13 protein-coding genes are annotated in these 13,840 nt (G+C 60.6%); 6 read left to right on the forward strand and 7 right to left on the reverse strand.

The features are described 5' to 3' along the window. Positions 1-59 precede the first annotated feature (59 nt). Genes KUV39_RS08030 through KUV39_RS08045 form a run of 4 tightly spaced genes read right to left on the reverse strand, consistent with a single transcriptional unit; the run spans position 60 to position 4,739 of the window. Complete coding sequence (locus KUV39_RS08030) at positions 60-1,556, reverse strand: phosphomannomutase/phosphoglucomutase (RefSeq protein ID WP_046211145.1); 1,497 nt, start codon at positions 1,554-1,556, stop codon at positions 60-62. 20 nt (positions 1,557-1,576) lie between these two features. Then, entirely contained in the window at positions 1,577-2,410 is an 834-nt protein-coding gene (gene kdsA / locus KUV39_RS08035; RefSeq protein ID WP_008562184.1) for a 3-deoxy-8-phosphooctulonate synthase, read from the reverse strand. A 3-nt stretch (positions 2,411-2,413) separates the two neighbouring features. Next, positions 2,414-4,102: a KpsE/RkpR family capsule polysaccharide export protein gene (locus KUV39_RS08040; protein ID WP_222459467.1), complete on the reverse strand. Its 1,689-nt coding sequence runs from the start codon at positions 4,100-4,102 to the stop codon at positions 2,414-2,416. After that, positions 4,080-4,739 carry an ABC transporter ATP-binding protein gene (locus tag KUV39_RS08045; protein ID WP_008560239.1) on the reverse strand — a complete coding sequence of 220 codons (660 nt, stop codon included), beginning with the start codon at positions 4,737-4,739 and terminating at the stop codon, positions 4,080-4,082. The genes KUV39_RS08040 and KUV39_RS08045 overlap by 23 nt, the downstream gene beginning before the upstream one ends. Positions 4,740-4,983: 244 nt before the next feature. On the opposite strand from KUV39_RS08045, the gene KUV39_RS08050 reads away from it, so the two are divergent. Beyond that, positions 4,984-5,577, forward strand: coding sequence for a uracil-DNA glycosylase family protein (locus KUV39_RS08050; RefSeq protein WP_008562997.1), 594 nt, complete (start codon positions 4,984-4,986; stop codon positions 5,575-5,577). Continuing rightward, a complete protein-coding gene (locus KUV39_RS08055) occupies positions 5,574-6,371 on the forward strand; it encodes an SseB family protein (protein WP_222459468.1) in 798 nt (265 codons plus the stop codon). Before KUV39_RS08050 ends, KUV39_RS08055 begins: the two co-directional genes overlap by 4 nt. A gap of 138 nt (positions 6,372-6,509) precedes the next feature. Here KUV39_RS08055 and yghU read toward each other — a convergent pair whose 3' ends face one another. After that, positions 6,510-7,391: a glutathione-dependent disulfide-bond oxidoreductase gene (gene yghU / locus KUV39_RS08060; RefSeq protein ID WP_222459469.1), complete on the reverse strand. Its 882-nt coding sequence runs from the start codon at positions 7,389-7,391 to the stop codon at positions 6,510-6,512. 395 nt (positions 7,392-7,786) lie between these two features. Between yghU and KUV39_RS08065 the strand changes: the two genes are divergently transcribed. Then, positions 7,787-8,305: a YHS domain-containing (seleno)protein gene (locus tag KUV39_RS08065; RefSeq protein WP_222459470.1), complete on the forward strand. Its 519-nt coding sequence runs from the start codon at positions 7,787-7,789 to the stop codon at positions 8,303-8,305. A 233-nt stretch (positions 8,306-8,538) separates the two neighbouring features. Here KUV39_RS08065 and KUV39_RS08070 read toward each other — a convergent pair whose 3' ends face one another. Next, positions 8,539-9,129, reverse strand: a complete 591-nt coding sequence (locus KUV39_RS08070) for a GcrA family cell cycle regulator (RefSeq protein WP_008560477.1) — start codon at positions 9,127-9,129, stop codon at positions 8,539-8,541. 300 nt (positions 9,130-9,429) lie between these two features. Here KUV39_RS08070 and KUV39_RS08075 point away from each other — a divergent pair, with 300 nt between their 5' ends. Beyond that, entirely contained in the window at positions 9,430-10,242 is an 813-nt protein-coding gene (locus KUV39_RS08075) for an ABC transporter permease (RefSeq protein ID WP_046211247.1), read from the forward strand. Here the strand turns inward: KUV39_RS08075 and KUV39_RS08080 are convergent. Then, complete coding sequence (locus KUV39_RS08080) at positions 10,224-11,159, reverse strand: DMT family transporter (RefSeq protein ID WP_222459471.1); 936 nt, start codon at positions 11,157-11,159, stop codon at positions 10,224-10,226. The genes KUV39_RS08075 and KUV39_RS08080 overlap by 19 nt on opposite strands. Positions 11,160-11,576: 417 nt before the next feature. On the opposite strand from KUV39_RS08080, the gene KUV39_RS08085 reads away from it, so the two are divergent. Beyond that, positions 11,577-12,755, forward strand: coding sequence for an aspartate aminotransferase family protein (locus KUV39_RS08085; protein ID WP_222459472.1), 1,179 nt, complete (start codon positions 11,577-11,579; stop codon positions 12,753-12,755). Positions 12,756-12,864: 109 nt separating this feature from the next. Further along, positions 12,865-13,791 carry an ornithine carbamoyltransferase gene (gene argF / locus KUV39_RS08090; RefSeq protein WP_222459473.1) on the forward strand — a complete coding sequence of 309 codons (927 nt, stop codon included), beginning with the start codon at positions 12,865-12,867 and terminating at the stop codon, positions 13,789-13,791. Positions 13,792-13,840: the final 49 nt, after the last annotated feature.

Below are 13,840 nucleotides of genomic sequence, written 5' to 3' on the forward strand. Positions count from 1 at the left end.
GGAAACGAGAACGCCCGCCAATTGGCGGGCGTATTTCTTGGAAGAGCTGCGGGGTGGCCTCAGAATGTCTGGTCGTAGTCCCCAACCAGCGGCTCCGTGCGGATGACCGCATCAATCTCGGCAAAGATTTCGCGCAGCTCTGCCTCGCTTTCACTGCTTTCGCAGACGACAACAAGGTTCGGCGTATTGGAGGAGGCCCGCACAAGGCCCCAGGACCCATTATCCAGGATCACGCGGGCCCCATTCACAGTCACCACCTCTTTGATGGCGCGACCGGCAAGGGTGTCGCCAGCCTCTGCCTTGGCAGCCAGCTTTTCGACCAGGCGTTCCAGCACCGTGTATTTTTCGGTGTCGGCGCAATAGGGCGACATGGTCGGGGTCGACCAGGTTTTGGGCAACGCCTTGCGCAGATCGGACATGCTCTTGTCGGGGTTGCGGTCCATCAGCTTGCAGATTTCCACTGCAACCCGCATGCCGCAGTCGTAGCCACGGCCCACGGGTTCGGCGAGGAAATAGTGGCCGGATTTCTCAAACCCTGCCAATGCGCCAATTTCCTTTACCCGTCGTTTCATGTGGCTATGGCCGGTCTTCCAATAGTCCGCAGTCACGCCATTGGCCTTGAGCTCGGGATCGGATGCAAACAGTCCGGTGGATTTCACATCCGCCACAAAGGTCGCATTGGGGTGCAACTTGGACAGATCGCGCGCCATGATGACGCCGACCTTGTCGGCAAAGATTTCTTCGCCTTCATCGTCCACCACACCGCAGCGGTCGCCGTCGCCATCAAACCCCAGCGCCATATCCGCTCCAGAGGCCTTTACGCTATCGGACATGTCATGGAGCATCTCCATGGCCTCGGGGTTGGGGTTGTAGTGGGGAAACGTGTAATCAAGCTCATTGTGGCTCTCGACCACTTCGACGCCCATGCGCTTGAACAGCTCCGGCGCAAAGGCCGAGGCGGTGCCATTGCCGGTGGCGCAGACGACTTTCAGCGGGCGGGACATTTTGAAATCCCCGACCAGATCGTCGAGATAGGCCTCTTTCACGCCATCCACAAATTCATAAGACCCGCCGGGACGTGCAACGCCATCGCCATTCAGGACGATATCGCGCAGTTCGGCCATCTCGTCGGGGCCGTGGGTCAGCGGGCGCTCAAAGCCCATCTTGACCCCGGTCCAGCCGTTGGGGTTGTGGCTGGCGGTGACCATGGCCACGGCGGGAACGTCGAGGTGGAACTGGGCAAAGTAAGCCATCGGAGACAGGGCAGGGCCGATATCCTTGACCTGAATGCCAGCCTGCATCAGGCCAAGGATCAGCGCCTGTTTGATCGACAGCGAATAGTCGCGGTAGTCATTGGCCACTGCAATGACAGGTTCAATTCCGCGCTTGTGGATCTGGGTGCCAAGCCCCAGGCCCAAAGCGGTCATGCCCGGCAGGTTGATTTCCTCCGGGTATTTCCAGCGCGCGTCATATTCGCGAAACCCGGTCGGGGTAATCATCGGATCGCGCAGGAAATTCCAGGTGTTGGGGCTGACCTCGGGCAGGGGTTTGGTCATCGTAAAATCACTTTCCTCAATCAAATGCGAATTGGGTCGGCCTTCGCCAGCGCGTCAAAGCGCATCAGCGTCTCGATCAGCTTTGGCATCTGGTCGAGATAAATCATGTTTGGCCCGTCGCAGGGCGCATTGTCGGGGTCTTCGTGGGTTTCGGTGAAAACAGCCGCGATGCCGGTGGCGACAGCCGCCCTTGCAAGAACCGGGGCAAATTCTCTCTGTCCACCGGACGCACCGCCCAGGCCGCCGGGTTGCGCGACAGCATGGGTTGCATCCATCACAACCGGGTAACCCGTCCGTGCCATTTCAGGCAGGGATTGCATGTCGACGACAAGCCGGTTGTAGCCAAATGAAACGCCACGCTCTGTCAGAAGAATACGGTCATTTCCCGTGCTCTCGATCTTGGTCACAACATTTGGCATGTCCCAGGGCGCCAAGAACTGCCCCTTTTTGACGTTGATTGCGGCACCGGTTTTGCCTGCAGCAAGCAAAAGCGCGGTCTGCCTGCACAAGAAAGCGGGGATCTGCATGATGTCTACAACTGCAGCGACCGGCTCACATTGCTCTTTTTCATGGATGTCGGTGATGACAGGAACACCAATCTGTTTCTTGACGGAGTCCAAGACCTTGAGCCCCTCGTCCAGCCCCAAAGCAGGTTTCGCATTCAAAGAGGTCCGGTTCGCTTTGTCGAATGACCCTTTGAACACGAATTGAGCGCCTGCCTTGTCACAGGCTTCCTTCAATTTGCCGGCAACCATTTGTGCATGGTCTGCGCTTTCCAGCTGGCAGGGGCCGGCAATGAGTGTCAGCGGACAGTCATTGCCGATGGTGAGGTCGGCGACGGAGATGTGTTTCATGGCTTATGAAGATACCTGTTCTCGGAGGATGGACGCTGTGAGCGAGCACATCAGGTAGATACCGGAAAAGATGAGGAATGCCAAAATCGTATTTTCAAATCGGCGGGGATACGTCGGTTCCTGACTTGGCACCGGTTCGACGGCGGTGGTCAGATAGCGCACCTGCCTGTTTGCCTCCATCCGGGTGGTTTCAACCTGTTGCAGCGCGGATTGCAGCATCATGTCCCGCGTTGCCAGATCTGCCTGCGCCATCTGGATTTCAACCGTCAGGCTGGCGAGAGAGTTCTCTCCCGCAGAGGCGTTGATCATCTTGTCGTTCAGACGTTGGATCAGGCTGTCGAGACGGGCGATATCGGCGCGCGCGCCTGCCACCTTGGCCTCGTTAGGGCGGGTGTTGTCCAGCAGCGCAGCCAGTTCCAGCTCGCGTTCCTGACGCTGGACCTCAAAGGTGCTAATCTGCGAGCGCAGCGACAGGATGACCCCCTCAGGATCCAGCACCGTGCCGCGCTGTTGCAACCGCACCAGACGTTCCTGCGCATTGCGGCGCTTTTCCTCGGCCAGATCCAGCGCGGCTTCCGCTTCGCCCACCTGATCGGAACGCTTCTGCTCGGACAGCTGGTTCACCTTTTCCTGTGCATAGCCGATCAGGCGACGAGAGAATTCAGCCGAGAGTTCAGGGTCCGCAGCCGAGACCTCCATCCGGATAACACCTTCGGTCGGGTCATAGCCGATCTTCACGTTGCGCGAATAGATCTTGTAGGCCTCTTCGTTGGTGGGGTCGGTGGTCAGGCGCTGAATGGGATCGATCCACTCCTGGGTGAAATGGCTCTTGAAACCGGCCTCCCGGTCAAGCCGCAGCATTGCTTCCTTGGATTGGAGGTAGCTTTGCACCGCGATAGAGTCCTGACTGGTCGCGAATTGCGTCCCGCTCAACAGGCCGCCCAGACCGCCGCCACCGGCGCTGTCTGCCTTCAGAACCAGAAACTCGGACTTTGCCGCGTACATCGGCGTCGCCACGGCAAAGAAATAGTACCCTGCAAGAATCGTCGGCAGCATCACAAAGAACGCAAGCCGTGCTCCGAGAAGAGCCAGCTTGCGCCGCCGACGGCGCGCGATATCGCGTTGGATTTCCTGAATTTCCCGATTGCGTCGCTCTGCGGGGCTCAGCTCGGTTGCGGGCAGGGCGATTTTGTCTGGCGCGACTGTCTGGGGCAGCTGCACGCTGCCGGGGGCGCGCGGCGATCCCTCGGGCTGGGCGGTGTTGGGCTGGACCACCAGTTCCAGCATGTTGGCGCGCTCAAACGGGTCGATCCCGCGCAACCGTAACTGGCGCACGGCGTCAAAGTCGGAGGTGGCTGGCAGGTTGTGTTTCTGTGCGAGCCGTCGCGCCATGCGCAGCTGCCGCCCGGTGAGCCCTTCCTTGCGGATCTCATCCAGATCGGTAGAGGCTTGGGCCGTGGTCTGCTGGCCCGGCTGGGGCGATGGGCTGGCCGCGCCTGCCGCAGGTGCCGGGCGGGTCGATCCCTGCATATCCGGCTGGGCGGCAGCGGGCTGCGGGCTGGTATCTGCCGGTCTGGCAGATGTGTCAGCCGAGGCCGTGTTTTCCGGGCCGGGCACGGGTTTTGCCGCAGCGCTTTGCGTGGCGCCCGTCTTGCGGATGCGAAACTTCTTAGCCTTGGGTTTGGTAGTCATAAAGCTGCTTTGCCTCTTCCAAGGTGTCAAACATGTGCAGATGTCCATCCAGCAGCACCGCTGCCGAGCGAACAAATTTCTCCAGCGTCTTCGGCTGGTGGGACACCATGATGATCGTGGTGGTCTCAAGCCTTTCCTGCAGGATTGAGCCAGCCTTCTTGTTGAACTCCACGTCGGTGGTGCTGGGCATCCCCTCGTCAATGAGGAAGATATCAAAATCCAGCGCCAGCATCAGTGCAAAACTGAACCGCGCCCGCATTCCCGACGAATAGGTGCCAAGGGGCTGATCGAAATACTCCCCCAACCCGCAAAGCCAACGGCAGTAGGCTTCGACATAATCGGGATCGAGACCGTAGAGATTGGCGATGTAGCGGGCATTGTCCATCGCTGACAGCCTGCTGATGACCCCGCCCATGAACCCCAGCGGAAAGGAAATGCGGCACCCCCTGCGGATCTCGCCTTCATCCGGCTTTTCCAGCCCGGCCATCATGTTGATCAGCGTCGTCTTGCCGGTGCCGTTTGGGGCCAAAATGCCCATGGACCTGCCCAGATCCACGCGAAAAGACACCCTATCAAGAATGACCTTGCGCTGGGTGCCGGTCCAGAAGGACTTGCTCACGTTTTCAAACTCTAGCATCGCGGGTTCCGGTGCTGCTCATCCCCGTTTGGGGTCTCATGGTCGTTTGGCGCCAGCAGGACGGCTGGCGCGCACGACCTTATGATTGGTCTAACACGTATGTGTTAATGATCTAGGCGGTCATTTGGACCATATTATGTCCAATTGTGACAGGCATTATCAACGGCCCGTTACTCCCTGAGGTGAGAAGGGGCAACCCGGATTGACCCCAACTGTCCAAATCGGCCCGAAGGAGGCGCGCAACATGACCAAGGTGGAGGGGCTGGAGCAGGACATCCGCGCCTGTCGGCTTTGCGCCGAACGGTTCGCCGCAACCGCCACCGGTCACAGGCCGCGACCGGTTACCTGGTTTCGTTCCTCTGCGCGGATCTTGATTGCGGGGCAGGCACCGGGGGCGCGCGTCCATGAAAGTGGCAAACCCTTTACCGATCCCTCGGGCGATCGTCTGCGCGACTGGCTGGGCCTGAGTGAGGCGCAGTTTTATGACAGGGATCTGGTCGCGATCGTGCCGATGGCATTCTGCTTCCCCGGCTATTCTGCAAAAAAGGCAGACCTGCCGCCGCCCGCGATCTGTCGCAGCACCTGGCATGATCGCCTGATGCCCGAACTCTCTCGCCTGCAGCTGCGCATTCTGGTTGGTGGCTATGCACATGGCTATCACCTCGGCGGCAAAACCTCTGTTCAGGCGCGGGTCGCGCAATGGCGAGACCACGCGCCGCAGGACTTTCCCTTGCCACATCCGTCCTGGCGCAATACCGCATGGCTGAAACGAAACCCCTGGTTCGAGGCGGAGCTGCTGCCGGTTCTGCGCGCCCGGGTGCAAGAGGTGATCGCATGACGCAAGAGACCCCATTGGATACCAGCCACGCCGCCATGGAGGCCGCACCGCAGGACGACGCTGCACGCCTGCGATTTTATGAACGGCTGGCGGACAGTGAACTGTTCCTGATGCTGGAGAAGGAAGCCGAGGGCGACACCATTTCGCCTGCGCTGTTTGAAACACCCGACGGCACCTTTGCGCTGGTGTTCGACCGCGAAGACAGGCTGGCTGAATTTGCAGGCCAGATCGTCCCCTACGCGGCGCTGTCCGGTCGGATGGTGGTGCAGATGCTTGCAGGTCAGAACATCGGTCTGGGGGTCAATCTGGATGTTGCCCCCTCCGCAATCCTGATCCCGGCGGACGCCGTCACCTGGCTGCAACAGACCCTTGGTCAGGCTCCGGCGGAGGTTGATGCCGAAATCGAAAGCGTGACCGCGCCGCGCGGCCTCCCCGAAGTGCTGATTTCCTCGCTTGATACCAAACTTGCCACCGCCGTTGGCCTGGCGCGGTCTGCCTATCTGGTGGGTCTCACCTATCAAGGTGGCGGTCAGGGGCATATGCTTGGGTTTGTGGATGCCGTTGAAGGGGCCGAACCCGCACTTGCCAAGGCGGTTGGCGAGGCGCTGACCTTTTCGGGCATCGAGGCCGGGGCGCTCGACGTGGGCTTTTTCGCCGCAAGCGACGCCATGGCGGGTCGGTTGGCGCGGGCCGGGCTGCGTTTTGATTTGCCACAACCTGACCCAGCCGGTCTGGCAGGGCAGGGGACGTCAGCGCCAGGGCGTGATCCAGATCGCCCCCCGCGCCTGAAGTGAACATCTAGCGCCGCGCAGCCGACCAGGGGCCCTTGGCAATGTTACAAAAAGCCCCGCAGACCCATTCGGTCGCGGGGCTTTGTTTCAGTCTGGCAGATTTGGGGGCAGTCGTAGGGCGCGCCCAAATCCCTGGGTCAATCAGGCGGATTCGCTTTCGCCTTGCAGCTTGTCTTGCGTCTTGGTCTCGAAATCAGAGGCATCATGACGTTCGTGCAGCTGGGTGTGCAATTCACCAAAGGCGCGGTTCACCATCCGGCCGCGTGATACGGCCGGGCGGGCGTCGATCTCTTTTGCCCAGCGCACCACATGGGTGTAGCTTTCGACGTCCAGGAACTCGGCAGCGCTGTAAAGCCGCCCCAGAACCAGCTGGCCGTACCAGGCCCAAATCGCCATATCCGCGATGCTGTACTCTTCGCCCGCGATATAGCGGTTTTCGGCCAGCTGACGATCCAGAACATCCAGCTGACGCTTGGTTTCCATGGCAAATCGGTTGATGGGATATTCGAACTTTTCAGGCGCATAGGCATAGAAATGGCCAAAGCCGCCGCCCAGGTAGGGGGCGCTGCCCATCTGCCAGAACAGCCAGCTCATGACCTCGGTGCGCGCTGCGCCTTCTTTGGGCAGGAAGGCTCCGAATTTTTCGGCCAGATGCACCAGGATCGATCCGGATTCAAAGACACGCACCGGTTTGTCGCCGCTATGATCCATCAGCGCAGGGATCTTGGAGTTCGGGTTCACATCAACAAACCCCGAGCCGAACTGATCGCCATCACCGATATTGATCAGCCAAGCGTCATATTCGGCGTCGGTGTGTCCGGCAGCCAGCAGTTCTTCCAGCATCACGGTGACTTTGACGCCATTGGGTGTTGCCAGCGAATAAAGCTGCAGCGGGTGCTTGCCCACCGGCAGTTCCTTGTCATGGGTGGCCCCGGCAATGGGGCGGTTGATAGAGGCAAACTGCCCGCCGTTTTCCTGTTCCCAGGTCCAGACTTTAGGGGGGGTATAGCTGGTATCGCTCATCTCTAGGCCTTTGTGTCTAGTGTGTTTTCGGCGCCGTCCTTAGGCCGGGCCAGTCAAAAGCTCCTGCATGAACTCAGGAACCGAAGTGCCGCGTTGACTGAGAACATAAGGGGCGAATCCGAAATTCCAATGACTGGAAGGTCTGGGCCGCACACTTTTTCTTGACCTCTGGCTGCTATCCCCCGCGATGCAGGTTGGCCTGGTTGCGCGGTTCCTTCACGCCGCGATCACATCGCCTCCGTTCTGGACACAGGGCCGTGAGCCCCCCTTCGCAAGGCGACCGATCTGCATATTGTTGAGACAAGCCGCCCGATTGGGTTGGTGTTTTTACAAATGGGGCGTCTCCTGCCGGGATGTTCCGCTCTCTTAGGCCCACGCGACAAAAAGGATTGCCTATGAAACGTGTTATCTTCGCTGCCATCGCTGCCGCATCATTCGGACTGCCCGCATTTGCCGGTGACCAATATGTCGATGGGACCGGCTTTGCCGTCTCTGGCTACGACGTTGTCGCCTACCGCGATCTGGCTCAGGCGCCCGTAGGCTCAGCCCAGCCCGAAGCCGTGCCAGGAAAAGCGTCCTACACTGCTGAATACAACGGTGCGAAATTTGCCTTCTCCTCCGCCGAGAACCGCGACAAATTCACCGCCAACCCCGAATATTATGCGCCGCAATACGATGGCCACTGCGCTTATGGTGTCTCCAAGGGCGGCAAGGTTCCGGGCAACCCCAACCTGTGGCGCATCGTTGACGACAAGCTCTACCTCAACATCACCAAGAACGTGGTCGGCTTCTGGGAAGAGGACATCCCCGGCAACATCAACCTGGCGGAAGGCAACTGGCCGGGCATCGAGCCGGACGCCGCCTCTGACCGGGTGATCCCGAACTTCACCTCCACCGCGCCCAACAAGGGCTGATTGCGAGAGCGGCCAACCAAAATCGGGGCCAGCCAACGGGGATAGCCGCAGTCCAAAACCGTCATCCCGGATCAATCTGGCCAGACCGGAGCCCGAGCTGGTCTGGCCACAGCGCCCCCACGAAACCGAGTTGGCCAAAAGAAACAGCGCCGCGGAGCAATCCGGGCGCTGTTTTCAAAACTATCGCCTTCGCCGCGCCAGATGTGATCCGGAGAGGCGATGAATGTATCCGCTTAGCGTTTGCGGTCGCGTCGTGCGCTCATCGGCTGGAAGGCCACGCCGACATGGGCTTCGCAATAGGGTTTACCCTGTTGCACCGGCAGGCCACAGAACCAGAAGTCCTCGGTTGCCGGGTCGCCCACAGGCCATTTGCAGGTGCGTTCGGTCAGCTCCATCAGGCCCAGTTTCTTGGCCTTCTTTTCGACCTCGTTCACCTTCGCCAGCGCCTCTGGGCTGATTTCGTTGGCCGAGGGCTGCGGTGGCAGTGGCTGACCAGCCGGGATGATCTGGCGGCGCGCCGGGGTGGCGGGCCGTGCATCCGCTGACGCAGGCTCCGGTGTGACCGGGCGGGCCGGTTCGGTCTTTGGCTGCGGTTTGGGTTTTGGTGCGGCGGCTGCGGGTTTTGGCGCGGCTGCAGGCTTTTCCTTCGGCTCAGCGGCAGGCTTGCTGGTGCCACTGTTGCGGTTGGACAGCCCCAGGCGATGGACCTTGCCGATCACGGCATTGCGGGTCACGCCGCCCAGTTCTTTGGCGATCTGGCTGGCAGATTGCCCTTCGCCCCACATTTTCTTGAGCAGTTCGACGCGCTCGTCTGTCCAGGACATCTGTTGCCTTTCCAAGCTAAAAGCGGCCCCAGGAACCTGCGGCCGCCATCGAATTCCGTAGTGATCTCCTATTTTAATCACTGCGGAGGGAGTTACAAGAGCGTCTTGCCATATGGGCGGCCACTTGGGTCAGTCTACATACACGGAACTGGCACAGGATTGGCACGGGACTGGCGCGAGACTTGCAAGGGGCCGTCGCCTGCGAAACCCGCTTGCCCCCGCTTCCGGCCCGTGGTTTGACAGGCGGCAATCGCAGTGATGCCAGTCTGCAAGCCCACCAATACAGCAGGAGATCCCAAGATGCCCCGCGATACTGCCCCCATTGCCCTTGGCGAACGTCGCTTTGGTCAGGTGAACTGGCTGGGGCTCGCCACGCTTGCCCGGCGCGAAATCACCCGCTTTCTGGTGGTCTGGACGCAGACGCTGATGGCGCCAATGGTGACGGCGGCGCTGTTCCTGATGATCTTCAATATCGCCATCGGCCCCAGCAGGGGAGAGGTGATGGGCGTTCCGTTTATCGTGTTTTTGGCGCCCGGCATCATGATGATGACGGTGATCCAGAACGCATTTGCCAATACCTCCTCGTCCATCGTGATCACCAAGGTGCAGGGCAATATCGTCGATACGCTGATGCCGCCGCTCTCCGGGCTTGAGATTTTGCTCGGTTATCTGGCGGGTGCAGTGGCGCGGGGCGTTCTGGTTGCTTTGGGGATCGGCACAGGCATCATGCTGGTCCTTGGTGTGGTGCCCGAACACCCGATGATCGCCCTGATCTTTGTGGTTCTGGGGGCGCTGTTTCTTGGGGCCTTGGGGATCGTGGCCGGGGTGTTTGCGGAAAAGTTCGACCAGATGGCAGCGATCACCAATTTCATCGTCACGCCGCTCGCCTTTCTGTCGGGCACGTTCTATTCGGTTGAGGCACTGCCACCGGTTCTGCGCATCGCGTCGCATCTGAACCCGGTGTTCTACCTGATCGACGGGGTGCGATTCGGTGTTATCGGCACCTCCGACAGCTCTCCGCTTTTGGGGCTTGCGGTCTGCAGTGTGTCCAGCTTTGCCATCGGTCTTCTGGCCTGGGTGATGCTGCGCAGCGGCTACCGGCTGAAATCCTGATCACCGCCGCTCGGTGGCTGGGCTGAGGGGCGCTGGCGTCCCTCCCGCCAGGCAAGAAGCGCGGCGCCTGCTAGAATGACCCCCGCCCCAGACACGGTGATCCAGTCAGGCGCCATCGCAAAGAACAGCAGATCATAAACCGTGGCAAAGATCAGCGTTGCATAGCTGAATGGCGCGACAAATGACGCATCCGCCCGCGCCATCCCGTTGATGAAACACCCTTGCGCGCAGGCCATCAGCAGACCCAAAGCTGCCAGCAATCCCCATTGCGCCACTGTTGGTGTCTGCCAGACCGCCAGCGCCGCAACGCTGGCAATTCCACATCCCAGCATGTTGTTGAACCACAGGATCTGCAGGGGGCGTTCTCGCCCGGCAAGCCGCTTGATAAAGATCAGCTCCAAGCCCATCACCATCGCCGCAGCCAGCGCAAGCAAGCTTGCGGGCTGAAAACTCGCAGGGGTCGGGCGCAACAGGATCATCGCCCCGACCAGCGCAATCGCGGCGGCAGCCCACCGCCAGGGGCCGACGCGCTCTCCCAGCAGCGGTATGGCCAGCAACATGCCAAACACCGGATTGAGAAAGGTGATCGCCGTCGCATCTGCGAGCGGAATATAGGCGACAGATGCAAACATCAGCGTCACCCCCAACCAACCAAAGCTGGTCCGCCCCAGATGCAGCCCCCAATGGGGGGACGCAAATCGCGGTCTGCGGATGGCAACCACCGCGGTGATCGCAACAAAGGCAAAGAGAAACCGCCCAAAGCTGATCTGCAACGGATGCAGCGCAGGCCCGGCCGCAACGGTGCCAAGCGCCTTGGCGATCAGGGTCGTTGCCGCGATGAAGACTGTGGCCAGCAAAATAAGAGCCGCCGCCAATGCGGGGTTCTGAGGCGTGTTGAGAAGGGCGCGCGTTGTCATGAATGCAGCGTTGCCCTGCCGTTGCGGCCTTTGCAAGCAGGCAATGTGGCAGCCGCCGTGAACAGGGCCAGGCGGTGGTGCCTGTCAGAACGGGCATCACTCTGCCAAAGTGGCGCATGGATCTGGGCAAAATGGAATGCCGATCACCCATTCTGTTGGTTTGCGGTGGTGAATTTGGCTTTTCTTTCGCTGCTTCCTCCGTTATGGAGCCACTCATGATCACCTTTGCACATATCACCCAGCTGCGACGCCGACGTCTGCGCGCCTAAGTGTTCGACCGGACAGGCTCCGGTACGCCGATGTCTTTTGTGATCACCGCCCCTCTGTGGCCCCTCTTTCTCTCTCGTTCCAAAACCGTTGACCCGGGCCTGTTGCTGCGTCACTGCTTGGCCCACCATTGTTAAAAGGAGGATCCAGATGATCCCGTCCGTTCTGCCGACCTATAACCGCGCGCCCCTCAGCTTTGTGAAGGGCGAGGGCGCCTGGCTGATCGAGGCCGATGGGCGACGTTTTCTGGATCTTGCTGCGGGAATTGCCGTCAATGCGCTCGGCCATGCCCATCCGGCGCTGGTCAAGGCGCTGAGCGAGCAGGCTGAAAACCTCTGGCATGTCTCCAATCTCTATCACATCCCCCAGCAACAGGCGCTGGCGGACCGGCTGGTAGAACACAGCTTTGCCGACACCGTGTTCTTCACCAACTCCGGCACCGAATCCTGCGAACTCGCCGTGAAGATGGCGCGGAAATATTTCTACGAAAAGGACCAGCCAGAGCGGGTGGAAATCATCACGTTTTCAGGCTCTTTCCACGGTCGCTCCTCTGCCGGGATCTCAGCGGCCGGTTCGGAAAAGATGACCAAGGGCTTTGGCCCCATGTTGCCCGGTTTCGTGCATCTCACCTTCGGGGATCTTGATGGCGTGACCAATGCCATCTCTGACAAGACTGCCGCAATCCTGATCGAGCCGGTGCAGGGCGAGGGTGGCATTCGCCCGGTGCCGGATGCCGAACTCAAGGCGCTGCGCCAGATCTGCGATGCACATGGTCTGCTCTTGATCCTGGACGAGGTCCAATGCGGTGTTGGGCGCACGGGCAAACTGTTTGCTCATGAATGGGCGGGCATTACCCCCGACATCATGATGGTTGCGAAAGGCATCGGTGGCGGCTTCCCGCTGGGCGCTGTGCTGGCAACAGAAGAGGCCGCGAGCGGTATGACCGCAGGCACCCACGGCTCCACCTATGGCGGCAACCCGTTGGGCTGCGCGGTCGGCTGTGCCGTGATGGATCACGTCAGCGACCCGGCCTTTCTTGGCGAGGTGAACCGCAAGGCAGGCCTGCTGCGCCAGAAACTCGAGGGTCTTGTGGCCTCCCACCCCGAGGTGTTCGAAGAGGTACGTGGCACCGGCCTCATGCTGGGTCTGAAATGCGTGGCGCCCAATATCGATGTGGTCAATGCAGGCTATGACAACGAAGTGGTCACCGTCCCGGCTGCGGATAATGTCATCCGCCTGCTGCCGCCACTGACGCTCACCGATGATGACATCGACGAGGCCTATGCCCGTCTGGATCGCGCCGCGACGGCTGTTGCGGCCAATGCCTGAGCATCATCTTTCCCCAAATACTCCGGGGGTGCGGGGGCTGGCCCCCGCCATAGCCGGAGACGGGCAGGGCCGTTGGGGCCTGCCAGGACAACCGAAAGCGATATCCGACATGAACCATTTTCTCGATATTCACAAAACCGACGCCGCTGATCTGCGCGCCATCATCGATCAGGCCCGGATCACCAAGGACGCCCGCCAGGGGCGCCCAAAGGCCGCTCTGGATGACGAACAGCCGCTCAAGGACCGCATGGTCGCGCTGATTTTTGAAAAACCCTCGACCCGGACGCGCGTTTCCTTTGATGTTGGTGTGCGCCAGATGGGGGGGCAGACGATGGTGCTGTCGGGCAATGACATGCAGCTGGGGCACGGCGAAACCATCGCTGACACTGCGCGCGTGCTGTCGCGCTATGTCGACATGATCATGATCCGGACCTTTGACGAAACCGTGCTGACCGAAATGGCCGAATACGCCAGCGTGCCGGTCATCAACGGGCTGACCGACCGTACCCACCCCTGCCAGATCATGGCAGATGTGCTCACCTACGAAGAACATCGCGGCTCCATCAAGGGCAAGAAGGTGGTCTGGTGTGGCGATGGCAACAATGTCTGTGCCTCCTTCATCCACGCCGCTGGTCAGTTTGGATTTGATCTGACCTTCACGGGCCCCGCGCAACTTGACCCCGAAGAGGAATTCGTTGGCCTCGCCCGCAAGGCAGGCTCGCAGATCATCATTGAACGCGACGTGAACAAGGCCGTCGAGGGGGCCGATCTCGTGGTGGCGGACACTTGGGTTTCCATGCACGACAGCCAGTCCTCCAAGGAGCGCCGCCACAACATGCTGCGCAGCTATCAGGTGAACGAGGCGCTGATGGTGCAGGCCAAGCCGGATGCGCTGTTCATGCACTGCCTGCCAGCCCACCGCGAGGAAGAAGTGACAAGCGCCGTGATGGACGGGCCGCAGTCGGTGATCTTTGACGAGGCGGAAAACCGTTTGCATGCGCAAAAGGCGATCATGCGCTACTGCCTCGGCAGCTAAGCCACCAGGCGCTCCTGTCCCGACATGAAAGGGGCAGGGCCGCCCCTCC

It is taken from the genome of Phaeobacter italicus (genome assembly GCF_019801785.1).
Classification (GTDB): domain Bacteria; phylum Pseudomonadota; class Alphaproteobacteria; order Rhodobacterales; family Rhodobacteraceae; genus Phaeobacter; species Phaeobacter italicus.

Coding starts and splice junctions, on each gene's coding strand:
- KUV39_RS08045 (WP_008560239.1), bottom strand. CDS start 4,739: ATGCTAGAGTTTGAAAACGTGAGCAAGTCCTTCTGGACCGGCACCCAG.
- KUV39_RS08085 (WP_222459472.1), top strand. CDS start 11,577: ATGATCCCGTCCGTTCTGCCGACCTATAACCGCGCGCCCCTCAGCTTT.
- argF (WP_222459473.1), top strand. CDS start 12,865: ATGAACCATTTTCTCGATATTCACAAAACCGACGCCGCTGATCTGCGC.
- KUV39_RS08075 (WP_046211247.1), top strand. CDS start 9,430: ATGCCCCGCGATACTGCCCCCATTGCCCTTGGCGAACGTCGCTTTGGT.
- kdsA (WP_008562184.1), bottom strand. CDS start 2,410: ATGAAACACATCTCCGTCGCCGACCTCACCATCGGCAATGACTGTCCG.
- KUV39_RS08080 (WP_222459471.1), bottom strand. CDS start 11,159: ATGACAACGCGCGCCCTTCTCAACACGCCTCAGAACCCCGCATTGGCG.
- KUV39_RS08030 (WP_046211145.1), bottom strand. CDS start 1,556: ATGACCAAACCCCTGCCCGAGGTCAGCCCCAACACCTGGAATTTCCTG.
- yghU (WP_222459469.1), bottom strand. CDS start 7,391: ATGAGCGATACCAGCTATACCCCCCCTAAAGTCTGGACCTGGGAACAG.
- KUV39_RS08055 (WP_222459468.1), top strand. CDS start 5,574: ATGACGCAAGAGACCCCATTGGATACCAGCCACGCCGCCATGGAGGCC.
- KUV39_RS08050 (WP_008562997.1), top strand. CDS start 4,984: ATGACCAAGGTGGAGGGGCTGGAGCAGGACATCCGCGCCTGTCGGCTT.
- KUV39_RS08065 (WP_222459470.1), top strand. CDS start 7,787: ATGAAACGTGTTATCTTCGCTGCCATCGCTGCCGCATCATTCGGACTG.
- KUV39_RS08070 (WP_008560477.1), bottom strand. CDS start 9,129: ATGTCCTGGACAGACGAGCGCGTCGAACTGCTCAAGAAAATGTGGGGC.
- KUV39_RS08040 (WP_222459467.1), bottom strand. CDS start 4,102: ATGACTACCAAACCCAAGGCTAAGAAGTTTCGCATCCGCAAGACGGGC.